This window comes from Acinetobacter sp. ACNIH2 (genome assembly GCF_002934965.1).
Classification (GTDB): Bacteria; Pseudomonadota; Gammaproteobacteria; order Pseudomonadales; family Moraxellaceae; genus Acinetobacter; species Acinetobacter tandoii.
Genome location: NZ_CP026412.1, coordinates 540,964 through 561,566, shown reverse-complemented (window position 1 = coordinate 561,566; position 20,603 = coordinate 540,964). Strand labels below are relative to the sequence as shown.

Annotated in this window: 16 protein-coding genes; 5 read left to right on the top strand and 11 right to left on the bottom strand. The window is 40.1% G+C overall.

Annotated elements, in window-relative coordinates; all coding sequences use genetic code 11:
- Positions 1-26: 26 nt before the first annotated feature.
- Entirely contained in the window at positions 27-1,049 is a 1,023-nt protein-coding gene (locus C3F34_RS02645) for a molecular chaperone DnaJ (RefSeq protein ID WP_104441028.1), read from the top strand.
- 93 nt (positions 1,050-1,142) lie between these two features.
- Positions 1,143-3,392 (top strand): ATP-binding protein, encoded by a 2,250-nt coding sequence (locus C3F34_RS02640; protein ID WP_104441027.1) that lies wholly within the window; start codon positions 1,143-1,145, stop codon positions 3,390-3,392.
- On the opposite strand, the gene C3F34_RS02635 is transcribed toward C3F34_RS02640, so the two are convergent.
- Positions 3,389-3,928: an IS630 family transposase gene (locus C3F34_RS02635; protein ID WP_126038012.1), complete on the bottom strand. Its 540-nt coding sequence runs from the start codon at positions 3,926-3,928 to the stop codon at positions 3,389-3,391. The genes C3F34_RS02640 and C3F34_RS02635 overlap by 4 nt on opposite strands.
- Positions 3,924-4,400, bottom strand: coding sequence for a helix-turn-helix domain-containing protein (locus tag C3F34_RS02630; protein WP_004677047.1), 477 nt, complete (start codon positions 4,398-4,400; stop codon positions 3,924-3,926). Before C3F34_RS02630 ends, C3F34_RS02635 begins: the two co-directional genes overlap by 5 nt.
- A gap of 81 nt (positions 4,401-4,481) precedes the next feature.
- Between C3F34_RS02630 and C3F34_RS02625 the strand changes: the two genes are divergently transcribed.
- Positions 4,482-5,057, top strand: a complete 576-nt coding sequence (locus tag C3F34_RS02625) for a hypothetical protein (RefSeq protein ID WP_158654326.1) — start codon at positions 4,482-4,484, stop codon at positions 5,055-5,057.
- Between the two features lie 49 nt (positions 5,058-5,106).
- On the opposite strand, the gene C3F34_RS02620 is transcribed toward C3F34_RS02625, so the two are convergent.
- A complete protein-coding gene (locus C3F34_RS02620) occupies positions 5,107-8,001 on the bottom strand; it encodes a valine--tRNA ligase (RefSeq protein ID WP_104441025.1) in 2,895 nt (964 codons plus the stop codon).
- 182 nt (positions 8,002-8,183) lie between these two features.
- Here C3F34_RS02620 and C3F34_RS02615 point away from each other — a divergent pair, with 182 nt between their 5' ends.
- Positions 8,184-8,846: a hypothetical protein gene (locus C3F34_RS02615; RefSeq protein WP_104441024.1), complete on the top strand. Its 663-nt coding sequence runs from the start codon at positions 8,184-8,186 to the stop codon at positions 8,844-8,846.
- A 33-nt stretch (positions 8,847-8,879) separates the two neighbouring features.
- Positions 8,880-9,686 carry an SDR family NAD(P)-dependent oxidoreductase gene (locus C3F34_RS02610; RefSeq protein ID WP_104441023.1) on the top strand — a complete coding sequence of 269 codons (807 nt, stop codon included), beginning with the start codon at positions 8,880-8,882 and terminating at the stop codon, positions 9,684-9,686.
- A 70-nt stretch (positions 9,687-9,756) separates the two neighbouring features.
- On the opposite strand, the gene C3F34_RS02605 is transcribed toward C3F34_RS02610, so the two are convergent.
- The 8 genes from C3F34_RS02605 to C3F34_RS02570 form a co-directional block, all read right to left on the bottom strand.
- The gene (locus C3F34_RS02605) at positions 9,757-10,791 is read right to left on the bottom strand and encodes an agmatine deiminase family protein (protein WP_104441022.1); all 1,035 of its coding nucleotides are present in this window, start codon (positions 10,789-10,791) and stop codon (positions 9,757-9,759) included.
- Positions 10,792-10,965: 174 nt separating this feature from the next.
- Entirely contained in the window at positions 10,966-11,403 is a 438-nt protein-coding gene (locus C3F34_RS02600; protein WP_016165762.1) for a YbjQ family protein, read from the bottom strand.
- A gap of 3 nt (positions 11,404-11,406) precedes the next feature.
- Positions 11,407-11,763 (bottom strand): YbjQ family protein, encoded by a 357-nt coding sequence (locus C3F34_RS02595; RefSeq protein ID WP_104441021.1) that lies wholly within the window; start codon positions 11,761-11,763, stop codon positions 11,407-11,409.
- A 103-nt stretch (positions 11,764-11,866) separates the two neighbouring features.
- Positions 11,867-13,324 (bottom strand): multidrug efflux RND transporter AdeIJK outer membrane channel subunit AdeK, encoded by a 1,458-nt coding sequence (gene adeK / locus C3F34_RS02590; RefSeq protein ID WP_044740900.1) that lies wholly within the window; start codon positions 13,322-13,324, stop codon positions 11,867-11,869.
- Entirely contained in the window at positions 13,324-16,500 is a 3,177-nt protein-coding gene (gene adeJ / locus C3F34_RS02585; RefSeq protein WP_104441020.1) for a multidrug efflux RND transporter permease subunit AdeJ, read from the bottom strand. Before adeJ ends, adeK begins: the two co-directional genes overlap by 1 nt.
- 12 nt (positions 16,501-16,512) lie before the next feature.
- Positions 16,513-17,769, bottom strand: coding sequence for an efflux RND transporter periplasmic adaptor subunit (locus tag C3F34_RS02580; protein WP_104441019.1), 1,257 nt, complete (start codon positions 17,767-17,769; stop codon positions 16,513-16,515).
- A gap of 37 nt (positions 17,770-17,806) precedes the next feature.
- Positions 17,807-18,406, bottom strand: a complete 600-nt coding sequence (locus tag C3F34_RS02575; protein WP_044740897.1) for a phosphatase PAP2 family protein — start codon at positions 18,404-18,406, stop codon at positions 17,807-17,809.
- 134 nt (positions 18,407-18,540) lie between these two features.
- Positions 18,541-20,592, bottom strand: a complete 2,052-nt coding sequence (locus C3F34_RS02570) for a site-specific recombinase (protein ID WP_104441018.1) — start codon at positions 20,590-20,592, stop codon at positions 18,541-18,543.
- Positions 20,593-20,603 lie beyond the last annotated feature (11 nt).

The following is a 20,603-nucleotide window of genomic DNA, read 5'->3' as shown; positions in this document are numbered from 1 at the left end:
TTTTATTTTGCAATGTATGGATGAGTATGTCCTTCAATCTCAAAATCAGCTTAGAGCACAGGGCTGAGCAGTCTCCACAGCAGAAAAAATTAAATCGCTTAATTGACCAGATTGAACAACAAAAACAAGAACTGGCGACATGGAAAAATGCGCAAGCCGACATTCAAAATTATACGCGCAGCAAGCTTTTACCCGTTTATACAGAGTTACATACAGTTTTATTTGAACAGCTCGATACTCTATGGAATCACTTAGTCAGCGATGCCTTTAGCAAAGCAGATTTGGCACAGATCGACACCAAAATAGCCGCTTTAGCCAAGATGCTAAAAAAATCACAGAGGCTAACTTCCGCGCAACAAGAACTGGTAGAGAAAATTGACACTTTCTATATGCAGCATGCAGAGCATATACGCGGGAAGAAAGCCAAAGCAAACTCAATACAAAATCATGATCTCGCTGAAAAGGTAGAACAAAACGTGGATGTAGACTGGGAAAATTATGAATATGATTCTGCCCAGTATGAAGCAGAGCGAGAACGTGCCAAGCAGTTAAAACAACAAGAAAAGCGTGAGCAGGCTGCCAAAATGGCAGTGCAGTCGCTGAAAACCGTGTATTTAAAAATTACCGCGATGATTCACCCTGACCGCGAACCTGATGAAGCGAAGAAGTTAGATAAGACCGAACTTTTGCAGAAGGTAAACGAAGCTTATGCAGAGCAGGATTTATTTTATTTATTGAAACTCCAGTTACAGTTAGAAACCAATAAAGGCTTAAGCTCAAAAGCTTTAAGTTCTGAGCAAGTGAAGTTTTATCAGTTGTCTTTGGAAGCACAGAGTCAGAACTTGCAAAGCCAGTTAGAGGAGATCTTTGCGTCTTTCCACTTGAGCAGTCATGTTAATACCAAACAGCTCAAAATGAGTGATGTGTATAAGGTGATTGATAAGGATGCTGCTGAGTTAAAACAGCAGTTAAAGTGGGAAAAAGAACGTTTAAAGCATATGAAAAAGGTGAGTGGGGTAGTGATGTTGTTAGGGCATGGGGTTCTATAGTTTTTATAAATAAGAAGAAATTTTTCGCAAAAAAAGTTTTTTTAAATTTATGATAATATTGATAAAAATATTATATCTATTTGTGAGGGTTAAATGGGGACATATTCAAATATCACGATTGAAAATGATCAATTCTATAGCTTAGAAAAACATTTTGAAGTAGCATGCAATCGCCATCCCCATTTGAAACTTCTTGAATCCCAATGGAGGTTTGATCAAGAGCTTATCAGTAAAGCATTACAAAATATAAATACAATTTTTCCACATTATAGCCGTCACGATGCTTCGCATTCGAAACAAATTATTGTGAATATTGAAAGAATGTTAGGCGATAAAATTAAATTTTTAAGTGCAACTGATACATGGTTACTCCTTGAGTCAGCTTACAACCATGACATAGGAATGGTGATCACTCAAAAACAAATAGAAGATATGAATTCTCAAGAGTTCGAAGAATTTGTAGTAAGTTTAAAAGAAGATAAAGATAATGAATTACAGTCCTTTGCTAAAAGATGGTTAAAAGAAAAAGCAGTCCTTCCTAAAAATGCTAAAGCGCATTCATTTTTCCATAATTACATACAATTACTAGCTGAATGGTATCGAAGAAAACATCCTCAGAATTCTGCAAATATTGTACGAAATCCATTACAGGAAATTGGAATGGATTCACCCAGAAATGAACTGCTACCGAGTAGGCTTTTCCGTGTTGTAGCTGATATTTGTAAAGCACATGGTGATAATTTTGATGATGTTATGAAATTGCCACATGCAGAAGCAGGTATGGCTTCAGAAGACTGTCATCCAAGATATGTGGCTTGTTTGATTAGAATGGGCGATCTATTAGATGTAGATGATAATCGGTTTTGCCCAGTAATGATGAATATGTGCGGTAATAATATGCCTCATTTAAGTCATATTCATAATGAGAAGCACCAGTCTATTAGACATTTACGAATAGATTCAGAAAGAGTTGAAGTCGATTCTGTTTGTCCTAATCCAGATGCGTATGAAGTAACACATGATTGGTTTTCATGGTTACAGCAGGAATATCATAATCAAACACAAAGCTGGGATAAAATTGTACCCAATAAAGAATTAGGTCGCTTACCGACTTTGACTACTCCAAGGGTTGATATAGAAGAGCCTTATTTAATTTTAGAAAAGGGCAAGAAACCTAACTTTAAAATTAACCATGATGCCGTTTTAGGGATATTGAGAAGTACAGGGCTTTATACGTCGAAAGTAGATAGCATTCGCGAAATTCTACAAAATGGTGTAGATGCAACATTACAAAGAATTTGGTTAGAAGATTCGAAAATTGTAGATGAAGCCGAAAGTCCTTTAGATGAATCTATTCAAAGTCTGTATAGGCAATATCCTATTGAAGTAAAATTTCAACAAAAAAAAGATGATATATGGACTTTAGAGATTACAGATCATGGGACTGGTATCGATTTTGATACTTTGAAATTTATGCTTGAGGTTGGTGGTTCAAGAAAGAATAAAAATAAAATAAAAACTATTAAAGCTATGCCTAAATGGTTTAGACCATCAGGTATGTTTGGTATAGGTCTTCAAAGTGCATATTTACTTAATGATAAATTTTCAATAATTACAAAATCTATAATTAATAATGAAACATTAAAAATAAAGTTTAATAAAAATAGAGGTAGTGTAGTCATAAAAAAAGTTAATCAAAACATATTATCTGATTATGGAACACGTTTCCTTATTGATATGAAAATTAAAGATTTCCCACAAAGAATTTCTTTGCCTTTTGGAGAGCGTGAAATATCTACAAAGCTTAATGGTTATGATTTTACTAAATCTGGATCAAATTTACGTGATTATGAGGTTTTAAGTATAAAAAATAGTTTTATAAATTTTTTCATGGAAAGTCCTATTGGTAGTAATTTATTAAGTAAAAAAAATAATCAAGAATCATATTACTATGATAAAGAAACAGGTATCCTAATTTCAAAAATTAGATTTGGTGATTTTAATTATGGTAATTTTAATACATTTTTTAGAGGGCAAGCTTTTAAAGACTTAAATCTATATAATGATTTGAGCTTCTGTAGTTCGGTTATTGATTTTTATGGGGAAAGAGCTGATAAATTTTTGACATATAATCGAGAGAAAATTTTAAATGAAGCAAAAGGTAAGGCAAGAAATAAGGTGAAAATAGCTGTTAGAAATTATATTCAAACAAAATATGAAGAAATTTTGGATGATGAAAAACCCTATGCAGTGGCTTGTTTTACAGGGCTTTATAATTTTGAAAAAATAAGTGACATAATGCTTTCTGATTTAAATAATTTAAAAATATTAAGTATCAACTAAAAAGTAAACATGTATTCATTACCAAAACCCTTTGAAATCTGCCCAACCCAACGCTCTATTTGATCTGCCTTCATCACCTTAAAATCCCGCCAGTTATACTTCATCTGCTTCCAAACCATCTCAATTCTATTCAGCTCAGGACTATACGCAGGTAGAAAATACAAAGTCGTTGAATACTCTTGTACAAGAAGCTTGCGCCAATCTACCATCTGTTTGCTGCGATGAATCGAGGCATTGTCAACAATCAACACCAAAGGAACTTGATAGCTGCGTTTCACCTGTGCTGCTACACCCATCAAATAGGCATAAAACCAGCGACTGTTAACGGACTCCTGTAGGCAACTGGTGATCAGATGACCCGTTGACAGCAGACAACCCATCACATTAACTCGCTTTAGTCTTACAGCATCAACCGCATGAACATCGCCTATCTTTGTCCATGCATAACGATTATCTGGCGTAGCCGAAAATCCTGTTTCGTCCACATAGCCCAATACAATTTCACCACGTGCCGCTTGCTCACGTAATGCTTCAATCTGCTGTTGCGCTTGTCCAAATGCGGTCGGGTCTCTTTTTTTTCAAGCTGTGGCGGGTGCGTTTGAAGACCATGCCTGAATCTCGCAAAAACTTGCGAAGAGTTTCAACAGACACGGATACACCGTGTTTTTCATGCAGTTTGACTCGGATTTGTTCTGCATTGAGTGGACTTGTGTTGACCCACTCTAAGATTTGAGCCTGATAGTTTGAGGTCAGTGTATTGGGACGGCCTGAGCGATGACCTTCTTGAATCGATTCAAACTGATGTAGCTCCCAATGTCGGCGTTGTAGCCTTATGGTTTCTGGGATACGCTCTTGTAACGCAGCAACTTCGGCAACAGTTTTACCTTCGGAAAGCCAGAGAATGGTTTGGGCACGTTGTCTTTCACGCCAATGTGCTGCATGCTTGGTCAGGAGAATTAGTTGTGCACGCTGTTCTAAGCTGAGTGGGACGGTAACAATCCGTGGCATGTGCAAACATCGGTTAACCAAAAATGTCTTTTCGCATGTTTAGTTGTTTTTGTCAACTTAATAAATCATGACGCATTTACCTTGGGGGCTTTAATTGGAAAAATAAAAGAGAATGAAATATCTGAATTATCATTAGTTGAAGTTCAGAAAGAAGAAGTCTCAGGGCATCAGATTATAAAAAATAAATCAAATAGAGATATTTTAGATTTGATACTTTTTATAATAACAAAAGAAAATATATATTATCAAATTGATTTGGTAGAATCTTCTTTGAGTGAATATAGCTTCTCAAAGGAAGATATTCAGCCAATTTCAAATAATTACTTAAAAAAATTACTAGAACTGAAAATAGGTTCAGGTTTTCATGAAATAGGATGTAGAAAAATTTTCCCTGCTTGGGGCGATTTCAGAAAGTTAAGTTTTAGTGCTAAAATTCAATGGCCAGACCGTTTTCATTATCAAGATAGCCGAGGTGATGTATTAGTTTTACCTTATTTATTTAACCAAAATGTAGAACTTATAGACCGTTTTGATAATAGTGAAGAATTTTTACAATGGATTTATGAAAATAGAAAATATGAATATGTAACTATTGATGAAATCCGTGACCTTAATTTTAAGTTAATTGAATTTTTAAAAAATATTGTTATTAACTAAATATAAAAATCCCCTCACCAAGAGGGGATTTTTATATCAAACTACAGCATCAAAGCGCTGCAATTTGCTCCATATTCGCTTTAATCTTCGCTAACTGGTCAGCAAACTCAGCCAATTTCGCTTTTTCACCTTCAACGACAGCCGCAGGTGCTTTCGCTACAAAACCTTCATTACCGAGTTTAGTCGCAATTTGGTCATGCTGCTTTTGCACTTTGTCTAAGTCTTTCTGTAAACGACCCAATTCCGCTTTCGGGTCAATTAAGCCTTTCATTGGAACGAATACAGACGCATGCCCAACCACAGAAGAAGAAGACAATGGTGGTTGCTCACCGTCAGCCAAGAACGTAATGCTTTCTACTTTCGCCAAGGCTTTAAACAACGCTTCAATACGCGTGATTTGAGCTTTCTCAGCTTCCGTCGTGTTTTGTAGCAACACAGGTAATAAACGCGCATTACCTAAGCCCATTTCACCACGAATGTTACGTACCGCACCAATCAAACCTTGAAGCCATTGCATGTCTGCTTCAGCCTGTTCGTTTACACGCTCAGGGTTGGCCACAGGGTATTGCGCCAACATAATGGTTTCGCCAGAAATACCAAGTTTCGGTGCAAGCGTCTGCCAGATTTCTTCAGTCAAATACGGCATAAGCGGATGTGCAAGACGTAAAGATGCTTCCATTACAGCAAGGAGTACTCGACGAACTTCAGCTTTACGCTCAACTGATACATTTTCATCGTTCAGAACAGGTTTGGTTAGTTCGACATACCAGTCACAGTATTCATTCCAAATGAACTCGTAAATCGCTTGTGCAGCCAAGTCTAAACGGTAAGTCGCGAAAGCTTGTTGTACCGCAGCTTCTGCTTTTTGCAAACGGCTCACGATCCATTGTTCAGGCAATTCCCAAAGGTCTTGACGAACTTCGCTACCAATTTCTTGATTTTCACAGTTCATCATCACGAAACGCGTTGCGTTCCAGATTTTGTTAGCAAAGTTACGGTAGCCTTCAACACGCTTCATGTCGAACTTAATGTCACGACCGGTGTTCGCAAGTGCACAGAAGGTGAAACGCACTGCATCTGTACCATAGGCTTGAATGCCTTCTGGGAACTCTTTACGGGTTGATTTTTCAATCTTCGCTGCTTGTTTCGGGTTCATTAGACCTGTAGTACGTTTTTGTACCAAAGTCTCAAGGTCTACACCGTCAATCAAATCTAATGGGTCAAGTACGTTGCCCTTCGACTTCGACATTTTTTGACCTTCACCATCACGAACTAAACCGTGAACATAGACCGTTTTAAACGGCACTTGTGGCGTACCATCTTCATTCTTCATGAAGTGCATCGTAAACATAATCATACGAGCGACCCAGAAGAAGATGATGTCAAAACCAGTCACTAACACATCAGTTGGGTGGAAGGTATTGAGGAAATAGTTTTCTGCATCTTTCTTGGCATCACCAGTCCAACCAAGGGTTGAGAACGTCCAAAGTGCAGAAGAGAACCACGTATCCAGTACGTCTTCATCTTGGTTAAGCACAACATCAGCAGGGATGTTGTTTTTGGCACGTACTTCAGCTTCGTTACGACCTACATAAATGTTGCCTTCAGCATCGTACCAAGCTGGAATACGGTGACCCCACCAAAGTTGACGAGAGATACACCAGTCTTGAATGTTGTTCATCCACGCCATGTACATGTTGCTGTACTGCTCAGGAACAAACTTGATGCGACCGTCTTGAACCGCTTCAATGGCAGGTTGCGCCAATGGTGCAATTTTCACATACCATTGATCCGTCAATAATGGCTCAACGATCACACCTGAACGGTCACCGCGAGGTGGTTTAAGTGTGTACGGTTGGATCTGATCTAACCAACCTTCAGCTTCCGCTTGTTCAACCAGTTTTTTACGCGCTTCAAAACGCTCTAAACCAATATAGTCCGCAGGAGCAGGGATGGTTTTAGAAATTTGCTCGCCCGCTTTCGCGATATATTCAAACTCAGCCAACACTTCTGCATTTTTATTAAAGATGTTGATGATTGGGAGTTCACAACGCTTACCGACTTCATAGTCGTTAAAGTCGTGCGCAGGGGTGATTTTCACACAGCCTGTACCGAATTCTTTATCAACATATTCATCTTTCACGATTGGAACTGCACGGCCTGTAATTGGCAGAATGATGTTCTGACCCACAAGGTGTGTATAGCGTTCATCATCTAGTGCAACAGCAACCGCTGTATCACCGAGCAATGTTTCAGGACGCGTCGTTGCAACAACGATGTGGTCTTTACCATCGTGGGTACGTAGGTTTTTATCTTCAAAGAAGTATTTGAAGTGCCACAATGAACCTGCTTCTTCTTTATCCGACTCAACTTCGAGGTCAGAAAGCGCAGTTTGTAATTTTGGATCCCAGTTTACCAAACGTTTGCCACGGTAGATCAAGCCGTCTTCGTGTAATTTCACGAACACTTCTTTTACGGCATTGGATAAACCTTCATCCATGGTGAAGCGTTCACGAGACCAATCTACAGATGAACCTAAACGACGGATTTGACGGGTAATGGTGTTGCCAGATTGCTCTTTCCATTCCCAGATTTTTTCGATGAATTTTTCACGGCCAAGGTCATGACGGCTTACACCTTGAGCACCCAATTGACGTTCAACAACCATTTGTGTGGCAATACCCGCATGGTCTGTACCCGGCTGCCATAAGGTGTTTTTGCCTGACATACGGTTGTAGCGTGTTAAGGCATCCATAATGGCATTGTTAAAACCATGACCCATATGCAAACTGCCAGTGACGTTTGGTGGCGGAATCATGATACAGAATGATTCACCTTGTTGAGATGGTTTGAAATAGCCACGCTCTTCCCAAGTTTGGTACCATTTTTTCTCGATCTCAGTCGGATCGTAAGTCGTAGCAATATTTTGCGCAGAATCAGTCATAGTCAGAACAGATAAAAAGTGAATAAAAAATTGCACCTAGTGTAGCAAAAAAATAACGGCTTTGGGATGTTCGTCAAATGCTTTGTTTCTGCAATTGTCACGGCAAGTGAGAGGTTTTATGATGAAGTCTGTATAACGACTGCGCATAAGATCGTAGAACTTGATAAAAAGGAAAAAATAGAATGAGTTATGTTATTTCACTTAAGTTGAAATCAGAAACCCATCAACGTTTTCAGGATATTCATCAACAACTTAATCAAGGTCAAACCGAGAGTTTGGCTAAAGCATTGGGTGAGGTGCTGGCAGATATTTCCTATGAAGTGATTGATCAAGTTTTTGGTGAGATCACCCGCATTTCGCATTCGGGGGATAATGAATCTGCCAAAGTAATCCAGCACATTATGGAAACCACGCGTAAATATATGCCATGGTCGGTGTCATTTTTTGGCAATGAGCGTTTGCTGCCGATGGTGAATTATCTGCATGAACTGATGTATCAAAAAGAGGGTGAATTTTATTTGTCCTATCCAGTCGATGAAGACAGTGTTCAAGCGTTGCTCAGTTCTGCTGAAGAAATGCAACAAGGTAATAACGCTGCAGTGATTCCTGCTTTACAGGCATTTACTCAAATTGTGGATCAGGGCGTGACACATTTAATTCGGGTTCCGAAAACAATGCTGAAATTTAATGTAGTGGTGGATAAGACTCTAAATGGGGTCATTCATGTCACCACTCAAATGGGCTATAAGCGTTTTGATAAATTGGGTATGCAATATGATGCTAAAACCATGAGTCATTATTTCAATCATTTTCTTGTTTTTTTAGAAAATTCAACCAACAATTAGGCAATTGCCGTAATCGAATCAGGGTAGACAATAATGGCTAAGCTAGACAGTTTAGAAAATAAGGTGGTATGGATTACTGGGGCATCTTCAGGTTTAGGTAAAGCCTTGGCACAAGAGTGTGCATTACAAGGTGCACAAGTGGTGCTGACTGCCCGTCGCATCGATGAATTGGAAAAGGTGCGTGTTGGATTGTTAAATCCAGATTTACATCTTTCAATTTGTGCAGATATTACCAATGAAGCTCAAGTCTTACATGCGTATGAACAAGTCTTGGCTGCTAAAGGACGTATTGACTGGCTGATTAATAATGCAGGTTTAAGTCAGCGTGCCCTGATTACTGAAACGACCATGCAAACTGAACGTACCATTATGGAAGTTGATTACTTTTCGCAGGTATTTTTAACCAAAACTGTTTTACCTACACTTTTAAAACAAAAGTCAGGTCGAGTGGTTTTTGTTTCGAGTATTGCAGGATTATTAGGGACGCAATATCGTGCTTCCTATTCTGCTGCAAAAGCAGCCATTCATATGTGGGCAAACAGTTTAAGGGCAGAAGTGGCCGAAGATGGGGTAGATGTTTCGGTAGTTTTTCCAGGTTTTGTAAAAACCAACGTTTCCATTAATGCTTTAAATGGAGCGGGTCAGGCACAAGGCTTTGATAATGAAGCAACAGCTAATGGTCTAGAAGCAGATGAATTTGCACAATATACGGTTAAATCATTAATGCAAGGTGATGAATATATTGTGATTGGTGGGCGTAAAGAAAAATTAGGCGTACTGGTTTCACGTTTATCACCAAGTGCTCTGTATCGAATGATTCGTAAAGCGAAAGTCAAGTAAATTGGGAAGCATGGGGGGAAAGCCATGCTTTCTTCCTTTTTGATTAAAGCTACATAAATTGATGAATGATCTATTGGCTGATTTTGTTTAAATAATTTAAGAATAATTCTGCATTTTTGCTACGAACTTGCCAAGACATACAACGTACGCCACCGCCCATATGGCAGACTTTTGAGGACTGTACGGGAATGACAGTCCGTTTAATTATACCCCGAATTTGTTTTAAGGCGATAGCATCTTCTTTAATTCCAAACTGTGGGAAATAAATCCGTTCGGGGGTGACCAGCATATTGGTGTACAAGCCGCAAGCTGAACCAAATTTTTCATCGTAAATTTCGCTGCCATCATATGGCGTAATGATTTCATGAATTTTCACATTGGGAATACCGCGTTTTAAATCTACCACGAGTCGCTTGGCATAGTCCGGATCTTCAGGGTAGGAGTTAATCACCAAGGTATTTTGGTCGACAAAACTGACCACACCATCGGCATGTTCTAAGCCGCCTTGTTCATCGGCTTCAATAAATGCAATTTGTTTGGCATTTGTTAAGGCTATCAGTTTTTTCCGAGCCTCGCTTTCAGTTAGCTTATTATCAGTTAAAAATTTGGTGCTGAGCACGACATTGCCATAACCATCTTCAACCCAGTTACCACCATCATTCAACAGCTTACTTTGAGTAAACTGTAAACCTGCCTTCTGGCTATAATATTTAAATTCGTCTTGCACTTGATCTGAAATGGCTTGCCCTTTCTTTCCTCCACCTTGTCCCGCGGCGGTATAGCGGAACATCACAGGTTGCGCAGGATTGGCGCTGGTAAAGTCACGCATCCAAATATCCTGCATCGGGGTGATCGCCACATGCTTTTTGCCCAATGCTTTAACGTACTCGGGGTAAAGATATTGGTCTGTCAAAATAACGACGTTGTCTCCATTTTTAATAATTTTTTTCGCATAATCTATATGAAAATCAAAAATATCATCGATCATTTTTGCATAGTAGGCATCATGACTTTGCGGAGATGCTAAGACAATTAATTCGGCTTGAGTTGTAAATGGAATCATGGTGAGCGCAGCTATGCTTATTTTAAATGCTAAAGATTTCATATCTCTCGATGCTTTTAAGTCAGTGAACCATGTGGGTATTTATTGTGAACAGTGTAGGGGACGCTGCTTTAGTGAGCTATCTTCACTAAAGCATGTCTCAGAACAGCAATAGCTGACAAGACTTTTCAGACGGTCTGGGTTACTTGTCAGTCATTCTAGCGGGGAGTTGAAAAATTAGGGTTTTAAAATAGCTGTGCCATAAGCAAAAACCTCAACCATGCCACCTTGCATCCCCATTTCGGTGGTCGCTAGTCTTATGCAGGCGATATGCGTTGCACCGTATTTTTCTGCTTCAAGTTTGAGTCGGACAACCGCTTCACGACGCGCACGATCCACGACACTTTCATAGCTGGTAAGTCTACCCCCAAAAAAGTTTTGCACGGTGGCCAGTACATATTTGAAATAATCATGTGAAATTACAACATTGCTGCTGATCATGTGCCCAGACTGCTCAAAACTCACTTTACGCAAATTCCCTACGGTGATGTAGGCGAGGCGTCTTTCATTGTGTTCAAGCTCTGCCAGATGTTTGCGTTCGTTATAACGGCCAAAGCCAAAACCAACACTGAATAGCACCACAAAGATGAGTAACTGGAAAATTAAACTTTCCATTGTTTAAACCTGTGTAGGAAATGGATCGGGGAGATGATTATTTAACGGGGTAACACGGACCGCGGTACCATAAACAAATAATTCTGAAGCACCTTGAGCAATATTTGAGGTTGAAAAACGAATTCCTACGATGGCGTTGGCCCCTAAAGCTTGAGCTTTTGCAATCATACGACACATGGCTTCTTGACGTGATTCTTCTAAAAGCTCGGTATATGCCGTAAGTTCACCGCCAACAATATTTTTTAAACCCGCCAGAAAGTCACGCCCCACATGTTTACTCCGAACGGTACTGCCGTAGACCACATCCAGTTGCTGGGAAATCGTATGTCCTGGAACGGACTCAAGGTTACTTAAAAGCATAATATTCAATTTTTAAATGATTTGATTCTCTTTGAAGATAGGAAAAAGCCTGTAAAAAAGCAATAAAAAAGCCCACCGAAGTGAGCTTTTCATGTTGCAAGGTTTATTTTGCAGTTTTGTTATATTTTAAATCTGAAGAAGAGGGTTGTTTCACCACTTGATCAGAAGTATTGGCTTTTACCCCGCCACCGAGGGTTTTATATACTTCTACTTGGTTGTTTAAATTTGCTTGTTCAAGCAATAGCAAACCTTGTTCTGCAGAGTATGATGTACGTTGTGCATCCAGTACTGTTAAGTAGTTGTCGATGCCAGCGCGGAAGCGGGCAGTAGACAGTTTATATGTGGTATTGGTGGCTTCTACAAGGCGACGCTGCGCCGCTAGACGATCACCAATATTTTCACGTACAGCCAAAGCATCATTTACTTCACGGAATGCAGTTTGGATCGTCTTTTCATAGTCTGACAATGCAATTTTTTGGTCAGTTTCTGAAATCTTGACATTGGCACGACGTGTACCCCAGTCAAAGATTGGAATGTCCAAGCTTGGACCGAGTGACCAGACAAAAGCGCCAGATTTAAACAAGTCGCTTAAATCTGTTGATGCATAACCTGCTGAGCCCGTTAAGCTGATGGTTGGATACAACTTTGCTTTTGCCGCGCCAATATTGGCGCCCGCAGCAGACAATTGGTATTCCGCAGCACGGACATCTGGACGGTTATTTAACAAATCACTTGGCAAGCCCGCTGTCAACGCCGTACTTTGGGTAATGCGTTTAACAGGTTGTGAAGCCAATAAGTTTGCAGGTACAGGTTGACCCACCAGCAGGTTCAACAGGTTCTGTGCCTGTGCAACTTGGGTTTTGTAGTTAGCAACATCGTTACGTGCAGTTTCAACCGAAATTTGTGCTTGACGTACAGGGACTTCGCTATCGATACCGACATCAAAACGCTTTTTATTCAGATTGTAAGACTCAAGCTGTGCTTTAAGCGTTTGATCGGCCAGTTTTAAGTTGGCATTGGCAAACGAATAGCTCAGCCAAGCTTGTGCAACCTGACCAATCAATGAAATTTGCGTTGCATCACGTGCACTTTGAGTCGCTAAATAGCTATCTAAGGCATTGTCTTTTAGGCTACGAACACGACCCCAAAAATCTAACTCATAAGCAGTCACACCGAGGCCAACATTATAAGTTGTCATCGGTTTGTTGCTGCTCAGGGTATCTTGACGAAGCACACTGCCACTTGCACCAATGGTTGGTAATTGGTTGTTTTCGCTAATCTGATACGTTTGCTGCGCACGTTGAATATTCAAGGTTGCAGTACGTAAATCACGGTTATTCGCTAAAGCCATTTCAATGACTTGTACTAATCGTGGATCAGCAAAAAAGTCTTTATAGCCTTGTTCAGCAACAGAAGGACCTGTTGTTGAACCAATATATCCTGTTGGAATATCCGCTTGAGCGACGGGTTCTGGACCACGCATGCTTTGACATGCAGTCAAAGCAAGCGCAAGTGCAGATACCGCAATGCTACGACCTGAAATAGACCATACTTTTTGCATCACGATGTTTGCTCCTGATTATTTTGTTTCTTAGGTTTGTATTTAAAGATACTACGAATCCAAACGAAGAATACTGGAATAAAGAAAATACCCAAAAGTGTAGAACTAATCACACCACCAAGTACACCAAAACCTACTGAATGCTGACTTCCTGCACCCGCACCTGTAGAAAGTGCAAGCGGAAGTACACCAAAACCAAAGGCAAGGGTAGTCATGATAATTGGGCGTAAACGCATTTTTGCAGCATGCAAAGTTGCATCAAATAAATCTTCACCTTTTTCTTGCAATTCTTTCGCAAATTCTACGATCAAGATCGCATTTTTTGCAGAAAGACCAATAACGGCAACAATTGCAACTTGGAAATAGATGTTAAATGACAGGTTCGGATCGCCTTTAATGATCATACCTAACCATGTCAAAGTAAAGGCACCGATAATACCTAGAGGTACAACCAGTAATACTGAAACAGGGATAGACCAGCTTTCATATAATGCGGCAAGACATAAGAACACGATTAACATTGAAAGAACCAGTAAAGGACCTGTTTGGCTACCTGAATCACGTTCTTCTAAAGATAAACCTGTCCATTCATAGTCAAAGCCTTGTAAGCCCATAGATGGTAGTTTGCCAATGATTTCTTCCATTGCGAGCATCGCATCACCCGAACTTACACCAGGTGCAGGAGTACCTTGAATGTTCACCGAAGATACACCGTTATAACGCTCTAAACGTGGTGAACCATACGTCCATTTCCCAGTTGCAAATGCTGAGAATGGAACCATCGTACCGACGTTATTGCGCACGTACCATTTGTTTAGGTCTTCAGGCATCATGCGTGTATTTGCTTCGCCTTGTACATAAACTTTTTTCACACGACCACGGTCAACGAAGTCATTGATATAAGAACCACCCCAAGCCATACCCATTGTCGAGTTAATATCGGCAATACTGACACCCATTGCACCTGCTTGCGCTTGGTCAACAGTAATTTGATATTGAGGTGTATCTTCTTGACCGTTTGGACGTACGCCTGCAAGACGTTTATCTTGTGCAGCCATACCCAAAATAGCATTTCGCGCAGCAATCAGTTTGTCATGTCCTTGACCACTTGCGTCTTTCAACTGAATATCAAAACCTGATGCTACACCTAATTCAGGCATTGCTGGTAATTGCAATGGCATGATGTAAGAGGCATCTTTGATCATATTCAATGACATACCGCGTTGAATAATTGCACCAATCTGAGATTCTGGAGAAGTACGTTCATCCCAGTCTTTGAGTTTAATAAAGGCAAGACCTGCGTTTTGACCTACACCAGTGAATGAGAAACCAGAAACGGTAAAGATTGAATCTACATTCTCTTTTTCTTTATTCAAGAAGTAGTCTGTCATGGTAGTGATGACTTTGTCGGTACGTTCGAGGCTTGCACTTGGTGGAAGCTGAACTAGAGTCATCACCACGCCTTGGTCTTCATCTGGTAAGAACGAAGAAGGTAAGACTTTGTAAAGGCCAACTAAACCAGCAATGACCAGAATATAAACGACACCAGAGAATACTTTGTGATGGGTCATACGGTTGACACCACCTTGGTATTTTACTGACAGTTTTTCAAAGCTGCTGTTAAACCAACGGAAGAAACGAGCAAAAATATTGTTACTTTCTGCTTTATTTGGATCATGTTGTTTTAACAGGGTCGCACACAGGGCAGGAGTAAATGTTAATGCCACAATCAATGACAAAATCATTGCGGTTACAAGGGTAATGGAGAACTGACGGTAAATTACCCCAGTCGTACCACCAAAAAAGGCCATTGGAACGAATACAGCAGTTAATACGCTAGTAATACCAACCAATGCACCAGAGATCTGTTGCATCGACTTTTCAGTCGCGGCTACAGGGTCCAAATGATCTTCCTGCATGACACGTTCAACGTTCTCGACCACGACAATTGCATCGTCGACCAGAAGACCAATGGCTAGTACCATCGCAAACATGGTGAGCGTGTTGATTGAGAAACCAAAAATATTAATGACTGCAAATGTACCTAATACAACAACAGGCACCGCAAGCGTAGGAATAATCGTTGCACGCCAGTTCTGTAAGAACAGGAACATGACAATAAATACCAAGAATACGGCTTCAATTAAAGTATGAACTACACTTTCAATCGAAAGCTTAATGAATGGCGTCGTATCATACGCCAGTTGATCTTTTAAACCATCTGGGTAGTTTTTACGAAGTTCACTTAAGCGTTCTTCAACGGCTGCCGCAGTATCGAGTGCGTTGGCACCTGTTGCAAGTTTAATCGCAACACCACCAGCAGCTTTACCATTAAATTTAGAGTCGAATTGATAGTTATCTGAACCGAGTTCAACACGAGCAACATCACCTAAGCGAACTTGAGCACCTGAGGCCGTATTTTTCAGAAAGATATTTCTAAACTGCTCAGGTGTTTGCAACATACTTTGAGCATTTACTGTTGCGTTCAGTACTTGACCTTTTACAGCTGGTGCACCACCCAACTGGCCTACTGCCACTTGCGAGTTTTGAGCATTAATTGCAGCAGCAACATCACTTGGCGTGACTTGTAAACTGGTCATTTTGGCAGGGTCTAACCAAATGCGCATGGCATAAGAACCACCAAAAACTTGGATTTCGCCTACACCTGCGACACGGCTCAGCGGTTCAGAAATGTTAGAGTTTACATAGTCTTTAATGTCGGCAGCAGATAAGCTTCCATCAGGAGAGTAAAATGCAAGAACCTGCATAAAACTCGCACCAGACTTAGTGACTTTTACCCCTTGACGTTGTACATCTTCAGGTAAAAGCGCTGTTGCCGATTGTAATTTGTTTTGTACTTGAACTTGTGCAATGTCTGGGTCAATCCCTTGCTCAAAGTTCAAGTTGATTGATGCTTGACCATTACCTGCACTGTTAGATGAAATATAACGCAAACCATCCAAACCATTCATTTGTTGTTCAATGATTTGAGTGACTGTATTTTCTACAGTTTGTGCAGATGCACCAGGATAAGTCGCAGAAATTGTCACCGTTGGTGGTGCAATTGTAGGATATTGAGCAACAGGCATTTTGGTGAGAGTTAGAATACCCGCCAGCATAATGACCAGTGCAATCACCCACGCAAAAATGGGGCGATGAATAAAAAATTGAGCCATTCAGTCTACCCCTTATGCGTGTGAAGTAGCTTTTTGTTCAGTGTTAGATTCAGCTTGTTGTGCTTTTGGTTTTTCAGCAGAAGCTGGCGCCGATGCTTTTGGTGCTTCAGTTTGAGGTTGATATGGTTTTGCAGAAACGGTTTGTCCTGCTTTTACTTTCGCAATACCATCCACCACAATTTTTTCACCCGTTTTAATACCTTCAGTCACGATCCAATTCTGCCCCTGAACACCCACTGTGGTTACAGGACGTGCCTCAATTGCCCCTTTCGCATCCACAATCATGGCCATTGCTTGACCAGTTGGGGTACGCGTAATTGCCGCTTGAGGAATTAAAATTGCATTAGGTATCACACCTTGTACAATTTGCGCATTGGCAAACATACCTGGTAATAACAAGTGATTCGGATTTGGGAATACTGCACGAATTGTGACAGTCCCTGTTTCTGTATTTACACTGGCATCTGAGAACGCTAAGCGACCTTCAATTGGGTAGTAGCTACCATCTTCAAGTTTAAGTTTCACACGTGTGTTATTGCTGCTGTCCAAACTGCCTTTGCTGAGCTGCTGGCGTAGGCGTAACAATTCGGTACTAGACTGGTTAATATCCACATAAATTGGATCTAAACGTTGAATCGTTACTAATGGATCTGCCTGATTCGCCGTTACAAGTGCACCTACTGTTACCGTTGAACGGTTAGTTTGACCAGAAATTGGAGAGCGAATGGTTGAATAACCTAAATCTACTTCGGCATTTTTGACTTGTGCACGCGCAGCCGCAACTTGAGCATCAGCCACTCTAACTTGACCGACTAAATCATCATATTCTTGCTTCGAAACTGCATTGCTTGAAACCAGTTGTTGATAGCGATTGAGTTTTGTTTTCAGAGAGCTTAAGTTGGCTTCTTGTTGTAAGAGGGCAGCTTTTGCATTATCAAGTGTAGCTCGGTTTGTACGAGAATCTAACTCATAAAGTGCTTGACCTTCACGGACATAACTACCTTCGGCAAATAAGCGTTTCAGAATAATACCACTGGTTTGTGGGCGAACTTCTGATACTTCAAATGCTGTGGTTCTACCAGATAACTCTACAGACTGTTCGACGCTTTGCGGTTGCGCAACAATGATACCAACTTCTGTTGGCGGCATTTGTTGAGATGCACCAGCTTGCTGCGCATCTTTTTGATCTTTGCTACAACCAACAAGTGCAATACTTGTTGCTAATGCGCAAGCGGTGAGGGCCGGAGCCCAAAGCTTTGCAGACATCATTGTTTCACCTCGGTTAGATTATTATCTAAAAATTAATTTATTTTTGCTTCATAGAGTGTTGTAACACTATGTATAGCAGGGTAATCCAAATAAAACTTATGCCCCAACCTGCAAGAACATCAGAAGGAAAATGTACGCCCAAATACACTCTTGAGCACCCCATTAAAATGAACCATATAACTGCAAAACAATAAATATATGAGTATTTGGAGTGTTCACGGTATAAATAAATAACTAAACCACTTAAAGCAGCAGCATAAACACTGTGCGCACTTGGAAAAGAAGCACCATAACTTTGAACCAAATGAAATATTTCAGGTGGGCGTGGTCTTGCAATCCAGTATTTAAGTAGCCAAGCAACGGCTCCGCTTCCAACAAGTCCTAAACAAATTAGCAAAATATATGTGTATTTTTTATACCAAGTTAGATAGAAACACCATAAAGTGGTAAAAAAAAGTACAGCTGGCATCCCCCCAATTGCTGATAGTAGCGTTGTTATTTGGTTTAAACTTTCAGTACGATGATGACTTGCCCATTCGACAATAGCCAGATCAAATGAAAGCAAACTGGGAGTGTTTAAAATCAAGACACTGAAAAATAACAAAAAACAACCAATAATAAGCAACAAGTACGGCATGCATTAACCTCTTGTTCGTTTAACCGGACTCCCCCAGTTAACATTTGGGTCAAAGTGTACTTGTCAGTACACTTTTTTTCAAGCCTGTGTGAACTCGATTAAATTTCTCTATAGTAGAGTTGAAATATAACAAATCATTTACTTAAAGTTTTGTGAGTATTTGTAGTTTCGTCAACGACTAAAGGTGATTTTGGTGGCCAAAAGAAATCACTTGGACGTGTTAAAAAATGGGTCAGTACTAACTTTGCTAACGGTTTCCATTGCTCAAAACGAACGCGACGTGCCCTCAAAGCAACAATAATCGTGAGGGTGAAACTTACAAATAAGTTGGTTAGACCAATTAAAAGTACGCCTAAAAAAGATACAATAATTAGGCCAATATCAGGGCTATCATTAATATTCATGAGACCTTGTATAAAGTTGGCTGAGGCAAAGGCAATATGTCGAATATCTAAAGGGAGACCTAAAATAAAACCTAGAGTGCCCATGCTGCCGAGCATGATCCCAAAAATAAAATTACCCGCGAGCGCACCTAAATTTCGTTCTACATACTCTGCGAGCTTATTTAAGCGTTCTTGCCCTATATATAATTTCAATTTTTGATGTGCTTTAAGTCTAGGGCCAACTTTTCGGTAAACTGCCATATTATCGAAATATCCAGCAATTAACCCTGATAAGAACAGACATACCCCTGCTATGGCTGCATGTGGAATTGCTAAAGAGGTAAATGGATTTAAATCATGTAATGTTTTTGCCGCTTTGACATGATTCATTAACGGTTCATGTAGTCCTGTTTGCCATAGCCAAGCAATCAATGCCGCTGTTGGAATGGCTATAGAAATATTGCCAATAATTGCGATGAACTGGGTGCGAATAATATTAATAATTAAAGCGGCTAATTCAGCAATTTGAGCTGTCTTAGAGCCTTTGCGATGCTGTACGGTCGATGCAAGTGCGGCAGCGGTCATGGCCGGCTGTTTTGTTGCAACGGTACAATGTACAATATGAATAAGCATGAAACCAAAAGCATAATTCATGCTATACACAAACGCTTGCATAATCGGTGCCATGACTACACGAGAGGCTAAAGTTTTTAGGGTCGCCATGATGGCAATAATTACCCCAGCACCTGCAGCAGAGCGGTACATAGACCAAAAACTTTTTTTATCCGTACTTACATAGTGTTCACCCGTTTTACTTGCATTTTCAGTGACTTGTAATGCAATAAGTTCGCTATTGTTTGCCAACAAGGCTCGAACACTACGTTCATTGTAAATCGCTTGGCTAATATCGGTGAGCAGGCTTCCTATCGCGTGGTAACGAAGCTCATCTTCTTCAACAATGATTTGCAAAAGGAGTTCAACCCGATCAAGACATTGCTCTAATAATGAGAGCAAATAGGTGAGGCTGATACTCACCCCAATCCTTTTGGTGGCACGTCGAATTTTTAAAACGACTTCTCGACATTGATCAATCATGACCAAGGCTTGTGAAGCATCGGGTGGTGCAATGACCGCAAATTCATCCCGATTTTGATGCAATTTTTTATAATGTTGAATAAATTCAATAATCTCACGATTTTGTTCTAAAAATGGAGATTCGTATTCAGTCAGTTCAGGTTGAGCGTTAATAAATTCAGGGTATAAGCCAATGCCACTAATTCGATATGAAATTACGGTAATTGCTTTAATCAGCTCACTTTTAATTTTGAGCTTTTCTTTCTGATTGCTATGCCCTTGATTTAAAAGTTGAAATAGCTGCTGCCAATTTTTTTCAGAAATTTGATCTAGCCAGTATTGGTCATTCGGCTGATGAAACACTCGTCGAACCAGTTCTTGAAGTTGGGTTTCATCATGGATTAAGGGTAAAAAGTGAGCACCTACACGCTGAGCCAACTGATTCCAAAAACCATCAAGCGATAAAATGCCTGTATCGGCAAATAAACTGGTTTGTTTGTATTGATTGATTAGGCGTAGAAGAAAACTTTGTAAGGTAATTGCAGCATGGGGTGTAAGTAAAAGGATTTGAATAAATTGCTGAAATTTTTGTTCTATTTCATCTATGTTCTTACTGTCACTGGGTCGAATTTGATTGACCAGTTCAATCAGCAAAACATCATCAACAGCCTGAGAAAGCTCAAGCTGTTGCTGCATGTTCCGCAATACATCATTAAATTGTATATGCATAAGCAAATAAG

Coding starts and splice junctions, on each gene's coding strand:
- adeJ (WP_104441020.1), bottom strand. CDS start 16,500: ATGGCTCAATTTTTTATTCATCGCCCCATTTTTGCGTGGGTGATTGCA.
- C3F34_RS02615 (WP_104441024.1), top strand. CDS start 8,184: ATGAGTTATGTTATTTCACTTAAGTTGAAATCAGAAACCCATCAACGT.
- C3F34_RS02595 (WP_104441021.1), bottom strand. CDS start 11,763: ATGCTTTTAAGTAACCTTGAGTCCGTTCCAGGACATACGATTTCCCAG.
- C3F34_RS02605 (WP_104441022.1), bottom strand. CDS start 10,791: ATGAAATCTTTAGCATTTAAAATAAGCATAGCTGCGCTCACCATGATT.
- C3F34_RS02600 (WP_016165762.1), bottom strand. CDS start 11,403: ATGGAAAGTTTAATTTTCCAGTTACTCATCTTTGTGGTGCTATTCAGT.
- C3F34_RS02620 (WP_104441025.1), bottom strand. CDS start 8,001: ATGACTGATTCTGCGCAAAATATTGCTACGACTTACGATCCGACTGAG.
- C3F34_RS02640 (WP_104441027.1), top strand. CDS start 1,143: ATGGGGACATATTCAAATATCACGATTGAAAATGATCAATTCTATAGC.
- C3F34_RS02630 (WP_004677047.1), bottom strand. CDS start 4,400: ATGCCACGGATTGTTACCGTCCCACTCAGCTTAGAACAGCGTGCACAA.
- C3F34_RS02580 (WP_104441019.1), bottom strand. CDS start 17,769: ATGATGTCTGCAAAGCTTTGGGCTCCGGCCCTCACCGCTTGCGCATTA.
- C3F34_RS02575 (WP_044740897.1), bottom strand. CDS start 18,406: ATGCCGTACTTGTTGCTTATTATTGGTTGTTTTTTGTTATTTTTCAGT.
- C3F34_RS02610 (WP_104441023.1), top strand. CDS start 8,880: ATGGCTAAGCTAGACAGTTTAGAAAATAAGGTGGTATGGATTACTGGG.
- C3F34_RS02570 (WP_104441018.1), bottom strand. CDS start 20,592: ATGCATATACAATTTAATGATGTATTGCGGAACATGCAGCAACAGCTT.
- adeK (WP_044740900.1), bottom strand. CDS start 13,324: ATGCAAAAAGTATGGTCTATTTCAGGTCGTAGCATTGCGGTATCTGCA.
- C3F34_RS02645 (WP_104441028.1), top strand. CDS start 27: ATGTCCTTCAATCTCAAAATCAGCTTAGAGCACAGGGCTGAGCAGTCT.